General features: G+C 64.2%; 17 protein-coding genes. 16 read left to right on the top strand and 1 reads right to left on the bottom strand.

Annotated features, from left to right (window positions below):
• Positions 1 to 291 precede the first annotated feature (291 nt).
• The 15 genes from BA190_RS00455 (at position 292) to ureG (ending at position 15631) form a co-directional block, all read left to right on the top strand.
• Positions 292 to 1548, top strand: a complete 1257-nt coding sequence (locus BA190_RS00455; RefSeq protein WP_068281447.1) for an ROK family transcriptional regulator — start codon at positions 292 to 294, stop codon at positions 1546 to 1548.
• Positions 1549 to 2047: 499 nt separating this feature from the next.
• Positions 2048 to 4333, top strand: coding sequence for a penicillin acylase family protein (locus tag BA190_RS00460; protein WP_245314466.1), 2286 nt, complete (start codon positions 2048 to 2050; stop codon positions 4331 to 4333).
• A gap of 283 nt (positions 4334 to 4616) precedes the next feature.
• Positions 4617 to 5864 carry an urea ABC transporter substrate-binding protein gene (gene urtA / locus BA190_RS00465; RefSeq protein ID WP_068281878.1) on the top strand — a complete coding sequence of 416 codons (1248 nt, stop codon included), beginning with the start codon at positions 4617 to 4619 and terminating at the stop codon, positions 5862 to 5864.
• A gap of 50 nt (positions 5865 to 5914) precedes the next feature.
• Positions 5915 to 7531 (top strand): urea ABC transporter permease subunit UrtB, encoded by a 1617-nt coding sequence (gene urtB, locus BA190_RS00470; RefSeq protein WP_068281880.1) that lies wholly within the window; start codon positions 5915 to 5917, stop codon positions 7529 to 7531.
• Positions 7531 to 8694 (top strand): urea ABC transporter permease subunit UrtC, encoded by a 1164-nt coding sequence (gene urtC / locus BA190_RS00475; RefSeq protein ID WP_371260278.1) that lies wholly within the window; start codon positions 7531 to 7533, stop codon positions 8692 to 8694. The genes urtB and urtC overlap by 1 nt, the downstream gene beginning before the upstream one ends.
• Positions 8691 to 9440 (top strand): urea ABC transporter ATP-binding protein UrtD, encoded by a 750-nt coding sequence (urtD, locus tag BA190_RS00480; RefSeq protein ID WP_068281450.1) that lies wholly within the window; start codon positions 8691 to 8693, stop codon positions 9438 to 9440. The genes urtC and urtD overlap by 4 nt, the downstream gene beginning before the upstream one ends.
• Positions 9441 to 9448: 8 nt before the next feature.
• On the top strand, positions 9449 to 10144 hold the full coding sequence (gene urtE / locus BA190_RS00485) for an urea ABC transporter ATP-binding subunit UrtE (RefSeq protein WP_068281882.1): 696 nt from the start codon (positions 9449 to 9451) through the stop codon (positions 10142 to 10144).
• Entirely contained in the window at positions 10119 to 10961 is an 843-nt protein-coding gene (locus tag BA190_RS00490; RefSeq protein ID WP_068281451.1) for an urease accessory protein UreD, read from the top strand. Before urtE ends, BA190_RS00490 begins: the two co-directional genes overlap by 26 nt.
• A 14-nt stretch (positions 10962 to 10975) precedes the next feature.
• A complete protein-coding gene (locus BA190_RS00495; protein WP_068281452.1) occupies positions 10976 to 11278 on the top strand; it encodes an urease subunit gamma in 303 nt (100 codons plus the stop codon).
• Between the two features lie 17 nt (positions 11279 to 11295).
• Positions 11296 to 11880, top strand: coding sequence for a HupE/UreJ family protein (locus BA190_RS00500; protein ID WP_068281453.1), 585 nt, complete (start codon positions 11296 to 11298; stop codon positions 11878 to 11880).
• Positions 11881 to 11883: 3 nt separating this feature from the next.
• A complete protein-coding gene (locus tag BA190_RS00505) occupies positions 11884 to 12189 on the top strand; it encodes an urease subunit beta (protein WP_068281454.1) in 306 nt (101 codons plus the stop codon).
• Entirely contained in the window at positions 12189 to 13901 is a 1713-nt protein-coding gene (gene ureC / locus BA190_RS00510; protein ID WP_068281455.1) for an urease subunit alpha, read from the top strand. Before BA190_RS00505 ends, ureC begins: the two co-directional genes overlap by 1 nt.
• A 2-nt stretch (positions 13902 to 13903) precedes the next feature.
• Entirely contained in the window at positions 13904 to 14353 is a 450-nt protein-coding gene (locus BA190_RS00515; protein WP_068281884.1) for an urease accessory protein UreE, read from the top strand.
• Positions 14340 to 14999, top strand: a complete 660-nt coding sequence (locus BA190_RS00520) for an urease accessory protein UreF (RefSeq protein WP_068281456.1) — start codon at positions 14340 to 14342, stop codon at positions 14997 to 14999. Before BA190_RS00515 ends, BA190_RS00520 begins: the two co-directional genes overlap by 14 nt.
• A complete protein-coding gene (gene ureG / locus BA190_RS00525; protein WP_068281457.1) occupies positions 14996 to 15631 on the top strand; it encodes an urease accessory protein UreG in 636 nt (211 codons plus the stop codon). The genes BA190_RS00520 and ureG overlap by 4 nt, the downstream gene beginning before the upstream one ends.
• Before the next feature lie 176 nt (positions 15632 to 15807).
• Here the strand turns inward: ureG and BA190_RS00530 are convergent, their stop codons facing one another.
• Positions 15808 to 16725, bottom strand: a complete 918-nt coding sequence (locus tag BA190_RS00530; protein WP_068281458.1) for a LysR family transcriptional regulator — start codon at positions 16723 to 16725, stop codon at positions 15808 to 15810.
• Positions 16726 to 16818: 93 nt separating this feature from the next.
• On the opposite strand from BA190_RS00530, the gene BA190_RS00535 reads away from it, so the two are divergent.
• Complete coding sequence (locus BA190_RS00535; RefSeq protein ID WP_068281885.1) at positions 16819 to 17757, top strand: AEC family transporter; 939 nt, start codon at positions 16819 to 16821, stop codon at positions 17755 to 17757.
• The last annotated feature ends 5 nt before the right edge of the window (positions 17758 to 17762 follow it).

A 17762-nucleotide genomic window follows, 5' to 3' on the forward strand; every position in this document is an offset into this window, starting at 1 on the left:
CTCGCTTTCGGGGCGCCCCTCATTGCCGTGTCGGCGCCTGGATATGAAAAAACACCATCCCCGGTCGCCCTGTCAATAAATAAATAAGTCTTATTTAGTTATTTATTGACGGCCTTGCACGAAGCGCCCATTCTGGGTGAAAGGAACAATGTCGCCCAATGCGGCCTCCTCTCGTTCGAGCCACGGCCCCGAACGAGAGGAGGCCGCAGGATTTCAGGCATTTGCAGAATTTCTCGGTCTTGCCCGTTTGCGGGCACTATTGAGAAATTCCGCTCACGGGGAGGAAATGGGATGGAGGCTGGCACCCAGAAGGCCGGTTCGTCCGAACTGGCCGAAAGCCGTTTTCATCGCGGCACCAACCAGAGCGGCATGCGCGACCACAATGAGCGTATCGTGCTCTCGCTCGTCCGGGAGCATGGCGCCCTGGCCAAATCCGACATCGCCCGCATGACCAGCCTGTCGCTGCAGACCGTTTCGGTGATCATGCGCGAGTTGGAGGAAACGGGCCTGCTGACGCGCCAGGAGCCGGTGCGCGGTCGCATTGGCCAGCCCTCGATCCCCATGGCGCTCAATCCGGAAGGCGCCTATTTCCTTGGGCTGAAGATCGGGCGGCGCAGCGCCGATCTGGTCCTGATCGATTTTCTGGGCAATGTGCGCGCGATGCTGCACAAATCCTACCGCTACCCTGCCCCGGGCGAGACGATACGCTTCGCGCTCGACGGCATCGCATCCATCAGGGCGACACTCAGCCCGGCAGCGAACCGACGTATTGCGGGGCTGGGCATCGCCATGCCCTTCGAATTGTGGAACTGGGCCGATGCGGCGGGCGCCCCAGCCGATGTCCTCGACGAATGGCGCCATCGCAGCATCCAGGCCGACCTCCAGTCGAATTGCGATTTTCCGGTCTATCTGGAGAATGATGCCACCGCCGCCTGTGGCGCCGAACTCGTTTTCGGCCAGTTCTCGGGCGCGCGCGACTTCGTCTATTTCTATATCGGTGCCTTTGCCGGGGGCGGCATCGTGCTGAATGGCCGCCTGTTCGGCGGACAGACCGGCAATGCCGGCGCGCTCGGCTCCATGCCGGTTCCCGGTCCCGACGGCAGGCCGACGCAGCTCATCGACGTCGCCTCCATCGCCATGCTGGAGAAGGCGCTGAAGGCGCGCGGCATCGATGCCGCGCATCTTTGGACCTCGCCCGAGGCGTGGGGCGACCTGGGTGAGGACGTCGACATCTGGATCGGCCAAGCGGCCGACGCCCTGGCTTATGCCATCGTCTCTTCCTGTGCCGTGATCGATTTCGAGGCGGCTGTCATCGACGGCTGGATGCCGACCGATGTCCGGGCGCGCCTGGTCGGCGCCGTACGCGAAGCACTCGGCAGGATCGACGTGGAAGGGCTGAGAACGCCCCATGTGCGCGAGGGAACGGTGGGCATCCATGCCCGCGCGCTCGGCGGCGCCAGCCTGCCTCTATCGGCCCGCTTCCTGCTGCTCGCCGACAGCTCCAAGGAGAACAACACGGTCAAGAGCGGCGACCTGCATGGCCGATGAGCCAGCGCGAGTGGTGGCATGAACCATCTCGCCGCACAGCGTCGACACTAAATCAAAGATTTAAGATATTAAAACAAACGATTGATATTGTTTGTTTTCGAAGTTTTTAGTGCCATTTTACGCGCTATATGCCCGGGCCCAGCCGCGCTCGCGAACACCCTTGATGTAGGATGGCAAAGGTCCGGCCTCGCGCTTATCACCGTCCACGTGGCGTCAGCCAGAACGCAACGGTATGACCGCAGACATTCCTGGAACGCTGAAGATAAGTTTCTTGTCTGACGATAGAAATGACGTCACTATTCGCGTCCCGTTAAAAATAATCATAATTTTCAAAAAGTGTACCGTATAGAAAAATAAGGTCATTGATATGCTTCGCAGCCTCGCAATCTTTCTGAGCTCCGTCGCGTTGGTCGCCTGGGTTCCACCTGCTCTTGCGGAAATCTCATCAGGTGTACGGCAACAGAGCCACAATATCCAAGGCTTGCAGCAACCTGCCACGATGATCGTCGATCATTGGGGCATCGCACATCTCTATACCGCCAACCGGCGCGACGCGTTCTTCATGCAAGGCTACAATGCCGCGCGCGACCGCCTGTGGCAGATCGATCTGTGGCGCAAGCGCGGCCTCGGTCTTCTGGCCAGGGATTTCGGGCCGAACTATGTCGAACAGGACCGAGCGGCGCGCCTGTTCCTCTATCGCGGCGACATGGACAAGGAATGGCAGTCCTATGGCCCCAATGCAAAGGACTATGCGAACGCCTTCATCGCCGGCGTCAATGCCTATGTCCAGGAAACACGGGACGGCACCCAGCCCCTGCCGGAGGAATTCAGGATCGCCGGATCGCGTCCCGACCAGTGGCATGTCGACGATATCGTGCGCATCCGCAGCCATGGCCTGACGCGCAATGTCGAGCTCGAAGTGCAGCGCGCGCAAATTGCCTGCGCCGCCGGCCTCGACGCCGACAGGCTCCAGGCCCAGCTCGAGCCAGCATGGACGACCAAGCTTCCCGACGGCTTGGATCCCTGTACGATCCCGCGGGACGTACTCAAGGACTATACGCTCGCGACCGATCCGGTGAAATTCGGCGCGGGCAAGAAGGCGGCACAGGCGTATGATCCCGATACGCTGCTGGCGCAGGCACAGGACAGGGTCGACACGATCGGCTCCAACAATTGGGTCGTCTCCGGCAAGCGCACGGCAACCAGGCGGCCGATCCTCGCCAATGATCCGCATCGCGACCACAGCGTGCCGTCCCTGCGCTATATCGTTCACCTCGTCGCCCCGGGCATGAACGTGATCGGCGCCGGCGAACCGGCACTTCCCGGCATTTCGATCGGCCATAGTGACCGCATCGCCTTCGGCCTGACGATCTTCGGCATGGACCAGGAAGACCTCTATGTCGAGGCGCTCAATCCGAGCAATCCCGATCAGGTCAAGTTCGACGGGAATTGGGAACCGGTCCGGATCGTGCACGAAAAGGTCGAGGTCAAGGGCGGCGCCCCGCAGGATATCGAGATGCGCTTCACCCGGCACGGGCCGGTGCTTGCCAGCGATACCAAGCGAAACCTCGCCTTCACCATTCGCTCCGTGTGGTTCGAGCCGGGAACCTCGGCCTATTTCGGCTCGTCCGACTACATGACGGCGAAAAACTGGCCGCAATTCCAGGCCGCCATGAAGCGCTGGGGCGCCCCTTCGGAAAACCAGATCTATGCCGACACCAAGGGCAATATCGGCTGGCAACCGGGCGGAATGGCACCACGCCGCCTCAGCTATGACGGGTTGCTGCCGGTACCGGGCGACGGGCGCTATGAATGGCAGGGCTTTTTGCGCCTGGACGAATTGCCGAGCGTCTTCAATCCGAAGACCGGCTATTTCGCCACCGCCAACCAGATGAACCTGCCACAGGGCTATCCCATCGAACAGCGCCGCATCGGCTTCGATTCCTGGGCCAACCCTGCTCGTTGGGACCGCATCGTCGAGGTATTGCAGGACAAGAAGAAATTCAGCCTTGCCGATGCGATGGACCTGCAGAACGACGACACCACCATGCTGGGGCGCCGCCTGATCGCGCTGCTCAAGCCCCTGCAATCAGACGATCCCCAAATCGCCAAGGGACTCCAGCTCCTGCACGACTGGAATGCGAGCGACGACCGCGACAGCGCGGCCGCCGCTCTGTTCGAGGTGTGGATCAGCAAGCATATCGGCCCGGCCCTGGTGAATGCCAGCGTGCCTGAAGCCGCCCGCGCCCTCATTCCCAAGCCGAGTGTCGGCGCGATGTTCGAGCTTCTGGAAAAGCCGGACGCCTCACTCGGTCCCGATCCGGCCAAGGCGCGCGACACGCTGCTGCTGCAGAGCATCGGCGCCGCGGTCGCCGATGTTTCCAAGCTTCTCGGCGAGGATGCCGGCCAATGGCGCTGGGGCAGGCTGCACCATGCCCAGTTCGATCACGCGCTGATGCCTCTGGCCGATCCCTCGACCCAGGCGCAGATGCGCGTCGGCCCGCTCGAGCTCGGCGGCGCCAGCAACGTGCCCCATGCCGCCAGCTATCGCAGCTCGGACTTTCGCCTGACCTCCGGGGCCTCCTTCCGGATGGTGCTGGACGTCGGTAATTGGGACGCCAGCCGCGCCATCAATACGCCCGGGCAATCGGGCAATTCCTTCAGCCCGCATTACCGCGATCTCGCGCCGCTATGGGCCGACGGGCGATATGTGCCCCTGCTCTATTCCAAGCCGGCAATTGAGAATGCGGCGAGCGAAATCGTGACCTACACGCCCGCGAAATAGCGGTAGCAACGAGGCCACGAACCCATTTCGGCGCCACGGGGTGGCACCGAAAGGCAGCAATTCGCCTAATTGTTAGGCATGCTTAAATTATTGCCCTCCCCTTGAAGCATTCCAGCGCCTCGTCCCGGCCCCCTGCCAGCGGGCTCTGCGCTGTCGAGAACTGCCTCACCCCGATTGGCACGCCGCTTGCAGGAGCCCTACGGGATCCAACAAGAAGCAAGGGGAAGGCGTCATGTCCAAACTCGGAAGACTCGGTCATTGCCTGTCGGGCGGCATCATCGCGATGTTGATCACCTGCGGTGCAGCCAGCGCCGAAGAAAACACCATCAAGATCGGCATCCTGCATTCTCTGTCCGGCACGATGGCGATTTCCGAGACGACGCTCAAGGACGCCATGCTCATGCTGATCGAGGAGCAGAACAAGAAAGGCGGCGTGCTCGGGCGCAAGCTGGAGGCCGTGGTCGTCGACCCGGCCTCGAACTGGCCGCTTTTCGCCGAGAAGGCCCGCGATCTCCTGGGCAAGGACAAGGTGGCGGCGGTGTTCGGCTGCTGGACCTCGGTCAGCCGCAAATCCGTGCTGCCGGTCTTCAAGGAACTCGACGGCCTCCTGTTCTACCCGGTGCAATATGAGGGCCAGGAGAGCGAGCGCAACGTCTTCTATACCGGCGCGGCGCCGAACCAGCAGGCCATCCCGGCCGTCGACTATCTGATGAGCCAAGAAGGCGTGAAGCGCTGGGTGCTGGCGGGGACCGATTATGTCTACCCCCAGACCACCAACAAGATCCTGCAGGCCTATCTCCAGTCCAAGGGCGTGGCCAAGGACGACATCATGGTCAACTACACGCCCTTCGGCCAGTCCGACTGGCAGACCATCGTCTCCGACATCAAGAAATTTGGTTCGGCCGGCAAGAAGACCGCCGTCATCTCCACCATCAATGGCGACGCCAACGTGCCCTTCTACAAGGAACTCGCCAATCAGGGCATCAAGGCCGAGGACATCCCCGTCGTCGCCTTCTCCGTGGGCGAGGAGGAACTGGCCGGCCTCGACACCGGCCCGCTGGTCGGCCACCTCACGGCCTGGAACTATTTCCAGTCGGTCGATACCCCGGCCAATGCCCAGTTCATCAAGACCTGGCGCGCCTTCACTAAGAACGACAAGCGCGTCACCAACGATCCGATGGAAGCGCATTATATCGGCTTCAACATGTGGGTGAAGGCGGTGGAGAAGGCCGGCACCACCGATCCCGACGCGGTGATCGACGCCATTGTCGGGGTATCCGTGCCCAATCTTTCGGGCAGCTATTCGACCATGATGCCCAATCATCACATCACCAAGCCGGTCCTGATCGGCGAGATCCAGGCCGACGGCCAGATGCAGACCGTCTGGCAGAGCTCGGGACTGCTGGTAGGCGATGAATGGTCGGACTACCTGCCGGATTCCAAGGATCTGATCGCCGATTGGCGCAAGCCGCTCTCCTGCGGCAATTTCAACGTCGCCACCGGCAAATGCGGCGGCCAGGGCACGAACTAGGCGCTGGCATGCTCTTCCGCAAACCCTTCCGTCTCCAGTTGCGCTCCGCCATGCGTGGATATCGTTTCCTAATCCTGGCCCTATGGGCCTGCCTCCTGACGCCCGGCCTCGTCCACGCCGATGAAGCCGGCATCAGGACCGGCCTGGCCAAGCTGGCCGGCGCCACGAACTTCCAGCAGGTCGAAGCCGTGGTGCGCGAACTGGCCGGGAGCGGGGATGCGCTGGCAGCCCGCCCGCTCGCGGCGCTGGCGGATGGCAATCTGTGCTGGCGCCAATCCGACAAGGCGATCCTGATCGCCTCCGGCTCCGGCGATCCGCTCACGGTCGCCGATCCGGTCACCGGCGCCGTGCAGGGAACGGCAGGCAAGAGCGAACTCGTCAGGATCAAGGTCAACAACGCCATCCGGCGGGCGATCAGGGAGGCGAGCGGCTCGCTCACACTCGCCTCCCCCGACAAGGCGGCACGCCTCGCGGCCGCCGACACATTGACCCAGACACCCGACCCCGGCGCTCTGCCGGCTCTCGACAGCGCCATCGCCAGGGAGACCGATACGGCCGTCAAGGCCCGGCTGGAGACGGCGCGGGCTGCCGCGACCTTGTTCTCCGACAAACCCCAGGCCGACAAGAGTGTGGCCATCGGGCAGGTAGCCTCCCTGGGCACCCGCGAAGCTGCTGCCCTGCTTGGCCGTTTCGAAGCCGGTGCCGATGGAGCCCTGAAAGATGAGGCCGCCGCCGGCATCCGCACCATCGATGCGCGCCTGAAGCTGTGGGACCTGGCACAGAATGTCTGGTACGGCGTCTCGCTGGCCTCGGTGCTGCTGCTGGCCGCCATCGGCCTTGCCATCACCTTCGGCGTGCTCGGCGTCATCAACATGGCGCATGGCGAGATGGTGATGATCGGCGCCTACACCACCTTCGTCGTGCAGGAAGCCATACGCGCCTCTGCACCCGGCTTGATCGACTGGTCGCTGCTGATCGCCCTGCCCCTGGCCTTCCTGGTTGCGGGCGCCGTCGGTGTCGTCATCGAGCGCGGCATCATCCGCTTTCTCTATGACCGCCCACTGGAGACCCTGCTGGCGACCTGGGGCGTCTCGCTGATCCTGCAGCAGGGCATCCGCGTGATCTTCGGGCCGACGAACCGCGAGGTCGCCAATCCTGGCTGGATGTCCGGCAGCATCAGCGTCGGCGAACTGACCATCACCGCCAACCGGCTGTGGATCTTCGCCTTCTCGATCGCGGTGTTCATCGCCCTGCGCCTCATCCTCAATCGCACCCGCTGGGGCTTGCAGATGCGCGCCGTCACCCAGAACCGGCGCATGGCGTCCTCGATGGGCATCCGCACGCCCAGGGTCGACGCGCTGACCTTCGGCCTCGGCTCCGGCATCGCCGGCATTGCCGGCGTCGCCCTCAGCCAGATCGGCAATGTCTCGCCCAATCTGGGCCAGGGCTACATCATCGATTCCTTCATGGTCGTGGTATTCGGCGGCGTCGGCAATCTGTGGGGCACGCTCTTGGGCGCATTGACGCTCGGCATCGCCAACAAGTTCCTCGAACCCTATGCCGGCGCGGTCCTCGGCAAGATCATCGTGCTCGTCTTCATCATCCTCTTCATCCAGAAGCGCCCGCGTGGCCTGTTCGCGCCCAAGGGCCGGGCGGTGGAAGCATGATCCTCGCAACCCTCCTCAAGAACGGCCTCGACCGCCGCCTGTCCATCCTCGTGGCGCTTCTCGTGGCGGCGGCCGTGCTGGTGCCGGTCCTGCACCTGGCGGTACCGGCAGACAGCGCCTTCCATGTGCCCGCCTATCTCGTGGCGTTGCTCGGCAAATACCTCACCTATGCCCTGCTCGCCCTCTCGCTCGATCTCGTCTGGGGCTATTGCGGGCTTCTCTCGCTCGGTCACGGCGCCTTCTTCGCACTGGGTGGCTATGCCATGGGCATGTACCTGATGCGCGGGATCGGCGATCGCGGCGTCTATGGCAACCCGGTCCTGCCCGACTTCATGGTGTTCCTGAACTGGCAGGAACTGCCCTGGTTCTGGTACGGCTTCGACAAGTTCTGGTTCGCCGCGCTGATGGCGATGGCCGTACCCGGCCTGCTCGCCTTCGCCTTCGGCTGGTTCGCCTTTCGCAGCCGCGTCAATGGCGTCTACCTCTCGATCATCACCCAGGCGATGACCTATGCGCTCATGCTCGCCTTCTTCCGCAACGACATGGGGTTCGGCGGCAATAACGGGCTGACCGATTTCAAGGATGTGCTCGGCTTTTCCCTGCAGGCGCCGGGTACGCGCGCGGCCCTGTTCGCCGCCAGCGCCCTGATGCTGGCCCTGTTCGTTACGCTCGCCGCCATGATCACCAGCTCCAAGCTCGGCAAGCTCATGGTCGCCGTTCGCGATGCCGAATATCGCTCCCGCTTTCTCGGCTGGCGGCCGGAAAACATCAAGCTGTTCGCCTTCACCTTCTCGGCGGTGATGGCCGGCATTGCCGGTGCGCTCTATGTCCCGCAGGTGGGCATCATCAATCCCGGCGAGTTCTCGCCGGCCAATTCCATCGAGGTGGTGATCTGGACCGCCATCGGCGGCCGCGGCACCCTGATCGGGCCGGTGATCGGCGCCATCGGCGTCAACTGGGCGAAGAGCTGGTTCACGGCCGCCTTGCCCGATCTATGGCTGTTCGCACTCGGCGCCCTTTTCGTCGCCATGCCGCTGCTGCTGCCACGGGGCCTGGTCGGCGCCTTCGAGCATTGGCGCCGGTCCAAATCCCCTCGCAAGGTCCCCGCGAGCAAGGCGCTAGTGGCCGCCCAAAGCGACACCGCGGAGGAAGCGGCCTCATGACCCAGCAACCGCAGAGCATCCTCTATCTCGACGGCGTCAGCGTCAGCTTTGACGGCTTCAAAGCCATCAACAATCTCTCGCTCATCCTGGAACCCGGCGAGATGCGCGCCATCATCGGCCCGAACGGGGCCGGCAAGACCACGATGATGGACATCATCACCGGCAAGACCCGGCCCGATAGCGGCGAGGTCTTCTTCGATGGCGAACATGATTTGACCAAGCTCGACGAGACCGACATCGCCAATCTCGGCATCGGCCGCAAGTTCCAGAAGCCGACCGTATTCGAAACCCATACGGTCGAGGACAATATCGCCTTGTCCCTCAAGGGCAAGCGCGGCATCTTCGCCGCCCTGTTCGACCAGCGCTCGCGCTCCGAAAACGAGCGCATCGATGAGATCCTCGCCACCGTCCGTCTCGAACAGCGGCGTGACGACAAGGCGGCCGGGCTGTCGCACGGCCAGAAGCAATGGCTGGAGATCGGCATGCTGCTGGCCCAGAACCCCAAGCTCCTGCTCGTCGACGAGCCGGTGGCCGGCATGACCGATGCCGAGACAGCACAGACCGGCGATCTCCTCCGGCAGATCGCCCGTTCGCATTCGGTCGTCGTCGTCGAGCACGACATGCATTTCGTGCGCGAGCTCGGGGTGAAGGTGACCTGCCTGCACGAAGGCAGCGTGCTGTCCGAGGGGCGGTTCGACCATGTCTCGGCCGACCCGCGGGTCGTCGAAGTCTATCTGGGGAGATAGAGGGCATGATGTTGTCCGTCAGTGATCTCACTCTCCACTATGGCGCTGCTCAGGCGCTGCGCGGCGTGTCGCTACAGGCCGAAACCGGCAAGGTCACCTGCATCCTCGGGCGCAACGGGGTCGGCAAGACCAGCCTGATGCGCACCATCGCCGGCCAGCACCGGCCGAGCGCCGGCTCCGTCAGCTTCGAGGGCAAACCGCTCGGCCGCAGCCCGGCCCATGACAGGGCCAGGCTCGGCATCGCCCTCGTGCCCCAGGGCCGCGAGATCTTTCCCCTGCTGACGGTGAAGGAAAACCTGCAGACCGGCTTTGCGCCGCTCAAGCGCGCCGAGCGCAGCATTCCGAGCCATATATTCGAGCTGTTCCCCGTGCTCGCCCAGATGCTGCAACGCCGAGGCGGCGACCTCTCGGGCGGCCAGCAGCAACAGCTCGCCATCGGCCGGGCGCTGGTAACCCGCCCCAAGCTCCTGTTGCTCGACGAACCCACAGAGGGCATCCAGCCTTCCGTGATCAAGGATATCGGCCGAGCCATCGCGTTCCTGCGTGATCAGATGGGCATGACCATCCTCCTGGTCGAGCAATATCTCGACTTCGCGCGCGAACTGGCCGATCGTGTCGTCATCATGGATCGCGGCGAGATCGTTTTTTCCGGCGAGGCCGCCGACCTGGACAAGCCCGATGTACGCCGACATCTCCTGCTTTGACGTCAGGAAGGCCCCACTCCGCCTCGAACGGGCCCAGGGCGTCGCCCGCCTGGCCTTTCGCCAGCGTGACGGTGCAACCAGACTGGCGACCCTCTATCAGGAAGGATGCGCCAAGGTACGGTTGCCGCGGCCACTGCCTGGAACGCAGCCGGAGGCTATCCTCATCAACACGGCGGGCGGCCTGACCGGTGGCGACAGGCTCACCTTCGAGGTCGTGGCGGGGCCGGCGAGTTCGGCCACCATCACCACCCAGGCCTGCGAACGCATCTACCGCTCGACAGGCGAGGATACGGTTGTCGTCAACCGGTTGGCTGCCGAGGCTGGCGCTCGCCTCGCCTGGCTGCCGCAGGAAACCATCCTGTTCGACGGTGGCCGCCTCGTCCGGCGTCTCGAGGTCGACCTGGCCGAAAGCGCTGAACTGCTTGCCGTCGAGGCCGTGCTGTTCGGCCGTGCCGCCATGGGCGAAGTGGTGCGCAGCGGCGCCTTGAAGGATCGTTGGCGGGTCCGCTGCAACGGAAAACTGATCTTCGCCGATGATTTTCGCCTGGAGGACGATATCGCCGGTTGCCTTGCCGCCCGCGCGACTTTGGGAGGGCATCGGGCCATGGCGACGGTTCTCGCCGTCTGCTCGGAGCCGGAGGAGCGGATCGACCGGGTACGCGACATCATCGGTAGCCATGGCGGCACCAGCGCCTGGGACGGCAAGCTCGTGGTGCGCCTCCTGGCTGAAGACAGCCTGGCGCTCAGGCATCGCCTCGAACCCCTCCTGTCTTTTCTGCTCGCCGACCGTCCCCTGCCGAAAGTTTGGCAGCTCTAACAACCGGAACTCGCATGAACCTCACGCCCCGCGAAAAAGACAAGCTCCTGATAGCCATGGCGGCCATGGTGGCGCGCCGGCGCCTCGAACGCGGCGTCAAGCTCAACCATCCAGAGGCGATCGCCCTCATCAGCGATTTCGTGGTCGAAGGTGCGCGAGACGGGCGCTCGGTCGCCGATCTCATGGAGGCCGGCGCGCATGTGCTGACGCGCGAGCAGGTGATGCCCGGCATCGCCGAGATGATCCACGACGTGCAGGTGGAAGCGACCTTTCCGGACGGAACCAAGCTGGTCACCGTGCACGAACCCATCCGATAGACTGTGGAAGAAAGACCATGAAGAAATATCTGATCGCACTCGCCGCCATGCTCATTGCTACGCCGGCCATGGCTCATATCAACCCGGCCGAGCATGCCTCCTTCTCCACGGGCTTCCTGCACCCCCTTTCGGGCGCGGACCATATATTGGCGATGGTCGCCGTCGGCCTGTGGGCGGCCCAGCTCGGCGGACGGGCGCTGTGGGCGGTTCCCGCGACCTTCGTCATCGTCATGACGGCAGGCTTCGGCGCCTCCCTTACCGGCATGCCTCTGCCCTTCATCGAGCCGGCGATCGCAGCTTCCGTCGTGGTGCTCGGCTTGCTGGCCCTGATGGCATTCAAGGTACCGACGCCGATCGGCATGGTCGTGGTGGGGTTTTTTGCCCTGTTCCATGGTTTCGCCCATGGCAGCGAACTGGGCGAAGCCAGCGCCCCCCCCTTCCTGATCGGCTTTGCCCTGGCGACGGCCCTGCTGCATGCGGCCGGCGTGTTGCTTGGGCCCGCGATCGCCCGCCTCGCCGGTGACAAGGCCGGCCGGCTCATCACGCGCTCGGCCGGAGGGCTGACCGCCCTCGCCGGCCTGGCCCTGATCGTGGGAGGCTAGACCATGATCCCGGGCGAAGTCCTGCCGATGGCTGGAGACATTGTGCTGAACGCCGGCGCGGAGGCGAGCGTTCTCGTCGTCGCCAATTCCGGTGATCGGCCGATCCAGGTCGGCTCCCACTATCATTTCTTCGAGGTCAACGCGGCGCTCCTGTTCGACCGAGAGGCGGCGCGTGGCATGCGACTCGACATTCCCGCCGGCACGGCCGTCCGCTTCGAGCCGGGGCAACAACGGCAGGTACGGCTGATCCCGATCGGCGGCAAGCGCGTCATCTTCGGCTTTCAGAGCAAGATCATGGGAGCACTGTGATGCCCGCTACTCTTTCCCGCGCCGCCTATGCCCAAATGTATGGGCCGACCGTCGGTGATCGCGTCAGGCTTGCCGATACCGAGCTTTTCATCGAGGTCGAAAAGGACTTCACCATTCCCGGCGAGGAGGTGAAGTTCGGCGGCGGCAAGGTGATCCGCGACGGCATGGGCCAGAGCCAGGCGAGCCGTGCCGCCGGCGCGGTCGACACCGTCATCACCAATGCGCTGATCATCGATCACTGGGGCATCGTCAAGGCTGATGTCGGCCTAAAGGATGGCTTGATCGTAGCGATCGGTAAGGCCGGCAATCCCGACATCCAGCCCGGCGTCACCATCGTCATCGGTCCCGGCACGGAGATCATTGCCGGCGAAGGCAAGATCCTCACCGCCGGCGGCGTCGACGCGCATATCCATTTCATCTGCCCGCAGCAGATCGAGGAAGCCCTGATGTCGGGCGTCACCACCATGCTGGGCGGCGGCACGGGCCCCGCCCACGGCACGCTCGCCACCACCTGCACGCCCGGGCCCTGGCACCTGGCGCGCATGATCCGTTCCTTCGACGCCTTCCCGATCAACCTGGGGCTGTCGGGCAAGGGCAATACCTCCCGGCCGGAGGCGCTGGTCGAGATGATCGAGGGTGGCGCCTGCTCGCTCAAGCTGCATGAGGACTGGGGCACGACGCCTGCGACCATCGACAATTGCCTCAGCGTAGCGGACGACTACGACGTCCAGGTGATGATCCACACCGACACGCTCAACGAGAGCGGCTTCGTGGAGGACACGGTCGCCGCCTTCAAGGGGCGGACCATCCATGCCTTTCATACCGAAGGCGCCGGCGGCGGCCATGCCCCCGACATCATCAAGGTCTGCGGCCTGCCCAACGTGCTGCCGTCTTCGACCAACCCGACCCGGCCCTACACCACGAACACGATCGCCGAGCATCTCGACATGCTGATGGTCTGCCATCATCTGTCGCCGGCGATCGCCGAGGACATCGCCTTCGCCGAAAGCCGCATTCGCAAGGAGACCATCGCGGCGGAGGACATCCTCCACGATATCGGCGCCTTCTCGATCATTTCGTCCGACAGCCAGGCCATGGGCCGCGTCGGCGAGGTCTTGATCCGCACCTGGCAGACCGCTCACAAGATGAAGCTGCAGCGCGGGCGCCTGCCCGGCGAGAACGGCGACAACGACAATCTCAGGGTACGCCGCTATATCGCCAAATACACCATCAACCCCGCCATCGCGCAGGGATTGTCGGCCCATGTCGGCTCGGTCGAAATCGGCAAGCGCGCCGATCTCGTCCTGTGGAACCCGGCCTTCTTCGCGGTCAAGCCGGAGATGGTGCTGGTGGGCGGTACGATCGCCGCGGCGCCGATGGGCGATCCCAACGCCTCGATCCCGACGCCGCAGCCGATGCATTACCGCCCGATGTTCGGCAGCTTTGGCGGCGCCCCGGCCGCCTCTTCCCTGACATTCGTCAGCAAAGCAGCCCTCGCCAGCGGCCTGAAGGAGCGGCTCGGCGTCGCCAAGCCGATGGCGGCGGTCGAGAACACGCGCGGTGGCATTTCCAAGCACTCCATGGTGCTGAACGATGCCCTGCCGCGCATGGAAGTCGATCCCGAAACCTATGAAGTCCGCGCCGATGGCGAACTCCTGACCTGCCCGCCGGCAACCGAACTGCCGATGGCCCAACGCTATTTCCTGTTTTGACCATGCTGCACGCCACCTCCCATTGCCACCATGACAGCCGGCTCCCCGTGGGCACGATCACGCTCGATCACAGGGGCCGTCATCTGCGCCGCAAGCGCCTCATCACCGATCAGGGCGATATCGTCATGATCGACCTGCCCGAAGCCGTGCTGCTCGCCGATGGCGATGCCCTCGTGCTCAAAGACGGGCGTACCCTCACCATCCTCGCCGCGCCCGAGGAACTCTACGCGGTCCGGGCCGGCCGGCAATGCCCGCTCGCCCATCTGGCCTGGCATCTCGGCAATCGCCATCTCGCCGCCGAGATCGGCACCGATGTCATCCTGATCGAGCGGGATCCGGTAATCCGGACGATGCTGCAGGGTCTCGGGGCCGAAATTCAGGAGGTGGTCGCCGGCTTCCAGCCCGTGCACGGCGCCTATCACGGCCACGATCACGGGCATGGTCATGACTGACGATACGGCACATCTGGTGCGATTGCTCAGCTGGCTATCGCCGGCCTTTCCGGTCGGCGCCTTCGCCTATAGCCACGGCCTGGAACGAGCTGTCCACGATGGCCTGATCGAGGATCGACCATCGCTGGTCGACTGGCTGAGCGCGGTGGTCCAGTCAGGTTCGGGCTGGAACGATGCCGTTCTGCTGGCCGAGGCCTGGCGCCTTGCCTCGCGGGGAGAGGATTGTACCGCTGTCGCGGAGCTTGGCGAGGCCATGGCGGGCACACGCGAACGCCATCGCGAGACCATGCTGCAGGGCGAGGCCTTCGGGCAAGCCGTCTCCCACTGGACCGGCGAGGCGATCGAGCCCATGCCCTATCCAATCGCCGTCGGCCAGGCTGCCGCGCATCACGGCATCGGGCTCGAACAGGCGCTGGCCGGCTTCCTGCACGCCTTCACCGCCAATTTGGTCCAGGCCGCCATCCGGCTGGTTCCGCTCGGGCAGCGCGACGGGGTCCAGGCGCTCGCAACGCTCGAACCGATCATGCTGGCTACGGCAAAGCGTGCCTGCCACGCGGCGCTCGACGACCTCGGCGCCTGCACCCTGATGTCCGACATCGTCTCGATGCAGCACGAAACCCAATATTCGAGGATCTTCCGCTCATGAACCCCAGCAACGGTCCCCATTCCAGCAACGGCCCCTTGCGTGTAGGCATCGGCGGCCCGGTCGGCGCCGGCAAGACCACCCTGACCGAAATGCTGTGCAAGGCGATGCGCGAGAGCTATTCGGTCGCCGTCGTCACCAACGACATCTTCACCAAGGAAGACGAGCTCATCCTCAACCGGGTGCAGGCGCTTCCCCAAGACCGCATCATCGGTGTCGAGACTGGCGGCTGCCCCCATACCGCCATTCGCGAGGACGCTTCGATCAATCTGGCGGCGATCGCCGAAATGCGCCGGCGTTTTCCCGACCTCGACGTCGTCTTCATCGAATCCGGCGGCGACAATCTGGCGGCAACCTTCTCGCCGGACCTCGCCGATATCACGCTCTACGTCATCGACGTCGCGGCGGGCGAGAAGATCCCGCGCAAGGGCGGCCCCGGCATCACACGCTCCGATCTCCTGATCATCAACAAGATGGATCTGGCTCCCCATGTCGGCGCCGACCTCGACATCATGCGCGCCGATACCGAGAAGCAACGCGGCAAGCGACCCTTCGTGTTCACCGACATGCGCCGGCGCGTCGGGCTCACCGATGTCATCGCTTTCATCGAGCAACAAGGCGGCCTGACCGCATAGCCCTATTGTCGCGATGTGGCAGAGACCTTGGGTTCGCGTCATTGCGAGCGCAGCGAAGCAATCCAGGAGCCACGAGCCCCGCGTTTTACCGAGACTGGATTGCTTCGCTGCGCTCGCAGTGACGAAGGAAACGGTATCGCAATTGTAGTGACGACTACCGCCATAGGGTATTCAGCTCAGCGCCTCGACCGGGTCACGGGGCTTTCGGCAACCGCCGGCTCCTTCCAATCCCGGACGATGTCGATCAAGGGCGCGACGGCCGGATTGCCGGATTCACAGGGAACCGAGAGAACGACCTTCAATGTCGGCGCCGCCGCGAGCGCTCTCGGCACGACATCCACAACCGCCCCGTCGCATATCGATGCCGGCACCAGGGCCACGCCGAGCCGTGCCGCCACGAGGCGGACGATGGTGTGCTGCAACTGGGGTTCATAGCGAAACCGCGGAACGATGCCGGCCATCTCGAAATAGCCGGCGATAGCCTCGCGCAGTATCGGCGCCACGGTTGCGGGCGCCGCGATCAACTCCTCGGTCGCCAGGTCGCCAGGGGTGACGAGCTCGTTCCCCGCCAAGGGGTGCCCGCGCGGAACGATGAGGCACAGATGGTCCGTGATGACAGGTACCGTCCGCAATTGAGGAAAGGGCCGGCCGGCAAAGGTGATGGCGGCATCGAGTTCGCCGCCGAGAAGCCTGTGCTCGATCTCGGCCGGCGTCGTCTCCAGGAGAACGATGCGAATGTCCGGCCTGAGCCCGGCGTAGCAACTGACGATCTGCGGCACGATGCGATGGGCGGCATGCATCATGAAGCCCAGGCGCAATTCGCCCTTCTGGCCTTCTGCGACCAGCCTGGCATCACGGCAGGCATCCTCGAACTGGGCAAGGACCGCACGTGAATCCGTCAGGAACCTCTCCCCAGCCTGGGTCAGGATGACATGGCGCGAGTTTCGCTCGACCAGTTGCACCCCGAGTTCGCGCTCGAGATTGGCGATCTGCCGGCTGAAAGGCGGCTGGGTCATATGCAGTCGCGCAGCGGCCCGCCCGAAATGCAGTGTCTCGGCGAGAGCCACGAAATAGCGCATCTGGCGCGAATCCATCGATACCTCCAATGCATTAATACCGGCTCTCCATTGGATTGGATTATATCGATTATCTCTCCTATGAAAGACAGCATTCCCAATCGGCGTGCCATGCTTTCCAATCTTCTCATCGTCCTGCCCGTCTTTGCTTTGATCCTCGCGGGCTGGCTCGCGCGGCGCAGCAACGCTCTTGGTCCGCATGCCACGCGCGAGGTGAACAGGCTGGTGATCTATCTGGCGCTGCCGGCGCTGCTGTTCGACATCATGGCCAATGCAGATCCGGCCCGGATCTGGCAGCCCGGCTTCATTCTGGCCTTTGCGCTGGGCTGCGCCCTCATCTTCATCCTCGCGCTGGCGATCCGCTTGAAGCAGGGCAGCCATCTCGCCGATGCGGCCATCGACGGGCTCAATGCCGGCTACGCCAATACCGGCTTCATGGGCTTCCCGTTGATCCTCGCAGTCGTCGGCCAATCCGGTATGGCACCGACCCTGGTCGCGACCATCGTGACCGTCTGTGTCCTGTTTGCCGTCGCCATCGTCCTGATCGAAGCCAGCCTGCAGTCCCAGGCGCGCCGACGGGATATCGCCCGCAAGACGCTGCTCGCCTTGATCCGCAATCCCCTGCTGGTCGCACCGGCCCTCGGGGCAGTGGTGATGATTTCGGGCTGGCCGCTTCCCGAGACGCTGGACCGGTTTCTCAAACTGCTCGGCGGCGCCGCCTCACCCTGCGCGCTCATCGCGCTCGGCCTTTTCCTGGCGGAAAATACCGGCAAAACCGCGGAAGCAGGGCGCAAGGTCGAAGCTCTGCTGATCGGGCTGAAGCTGGTGGCCCACCCTGTCGCGACCTGGGTGATTGCCGCGCCCATCCTCGGTCTGGCGCCGGAGGCGGTCCGCATAGCAGTCCTGCTCGCAGCCCTGCCGACTGGCACGGGCCCCTTCATGCTGGCCGAATTCTATGGACGCCAGGCCCTGGTGACCAGCCGTGTCGTCCTGGCGACGACGATCCTGTCCGTCGCGACGCTCTCTTTGTATCTTGCGGTTTCACGATAGGCCGG

Origin of the sequence: Labrys sp. WJW (assembly GCF_001676615.1) — a bacterium.
In the GTDB taxonomy this organism is placed as follows: Bacteria; Pseudomonadota; Alphaproteobacteria; order Rhizobiales; family Labraceae; genus Labrys; species Labrys sedimenti.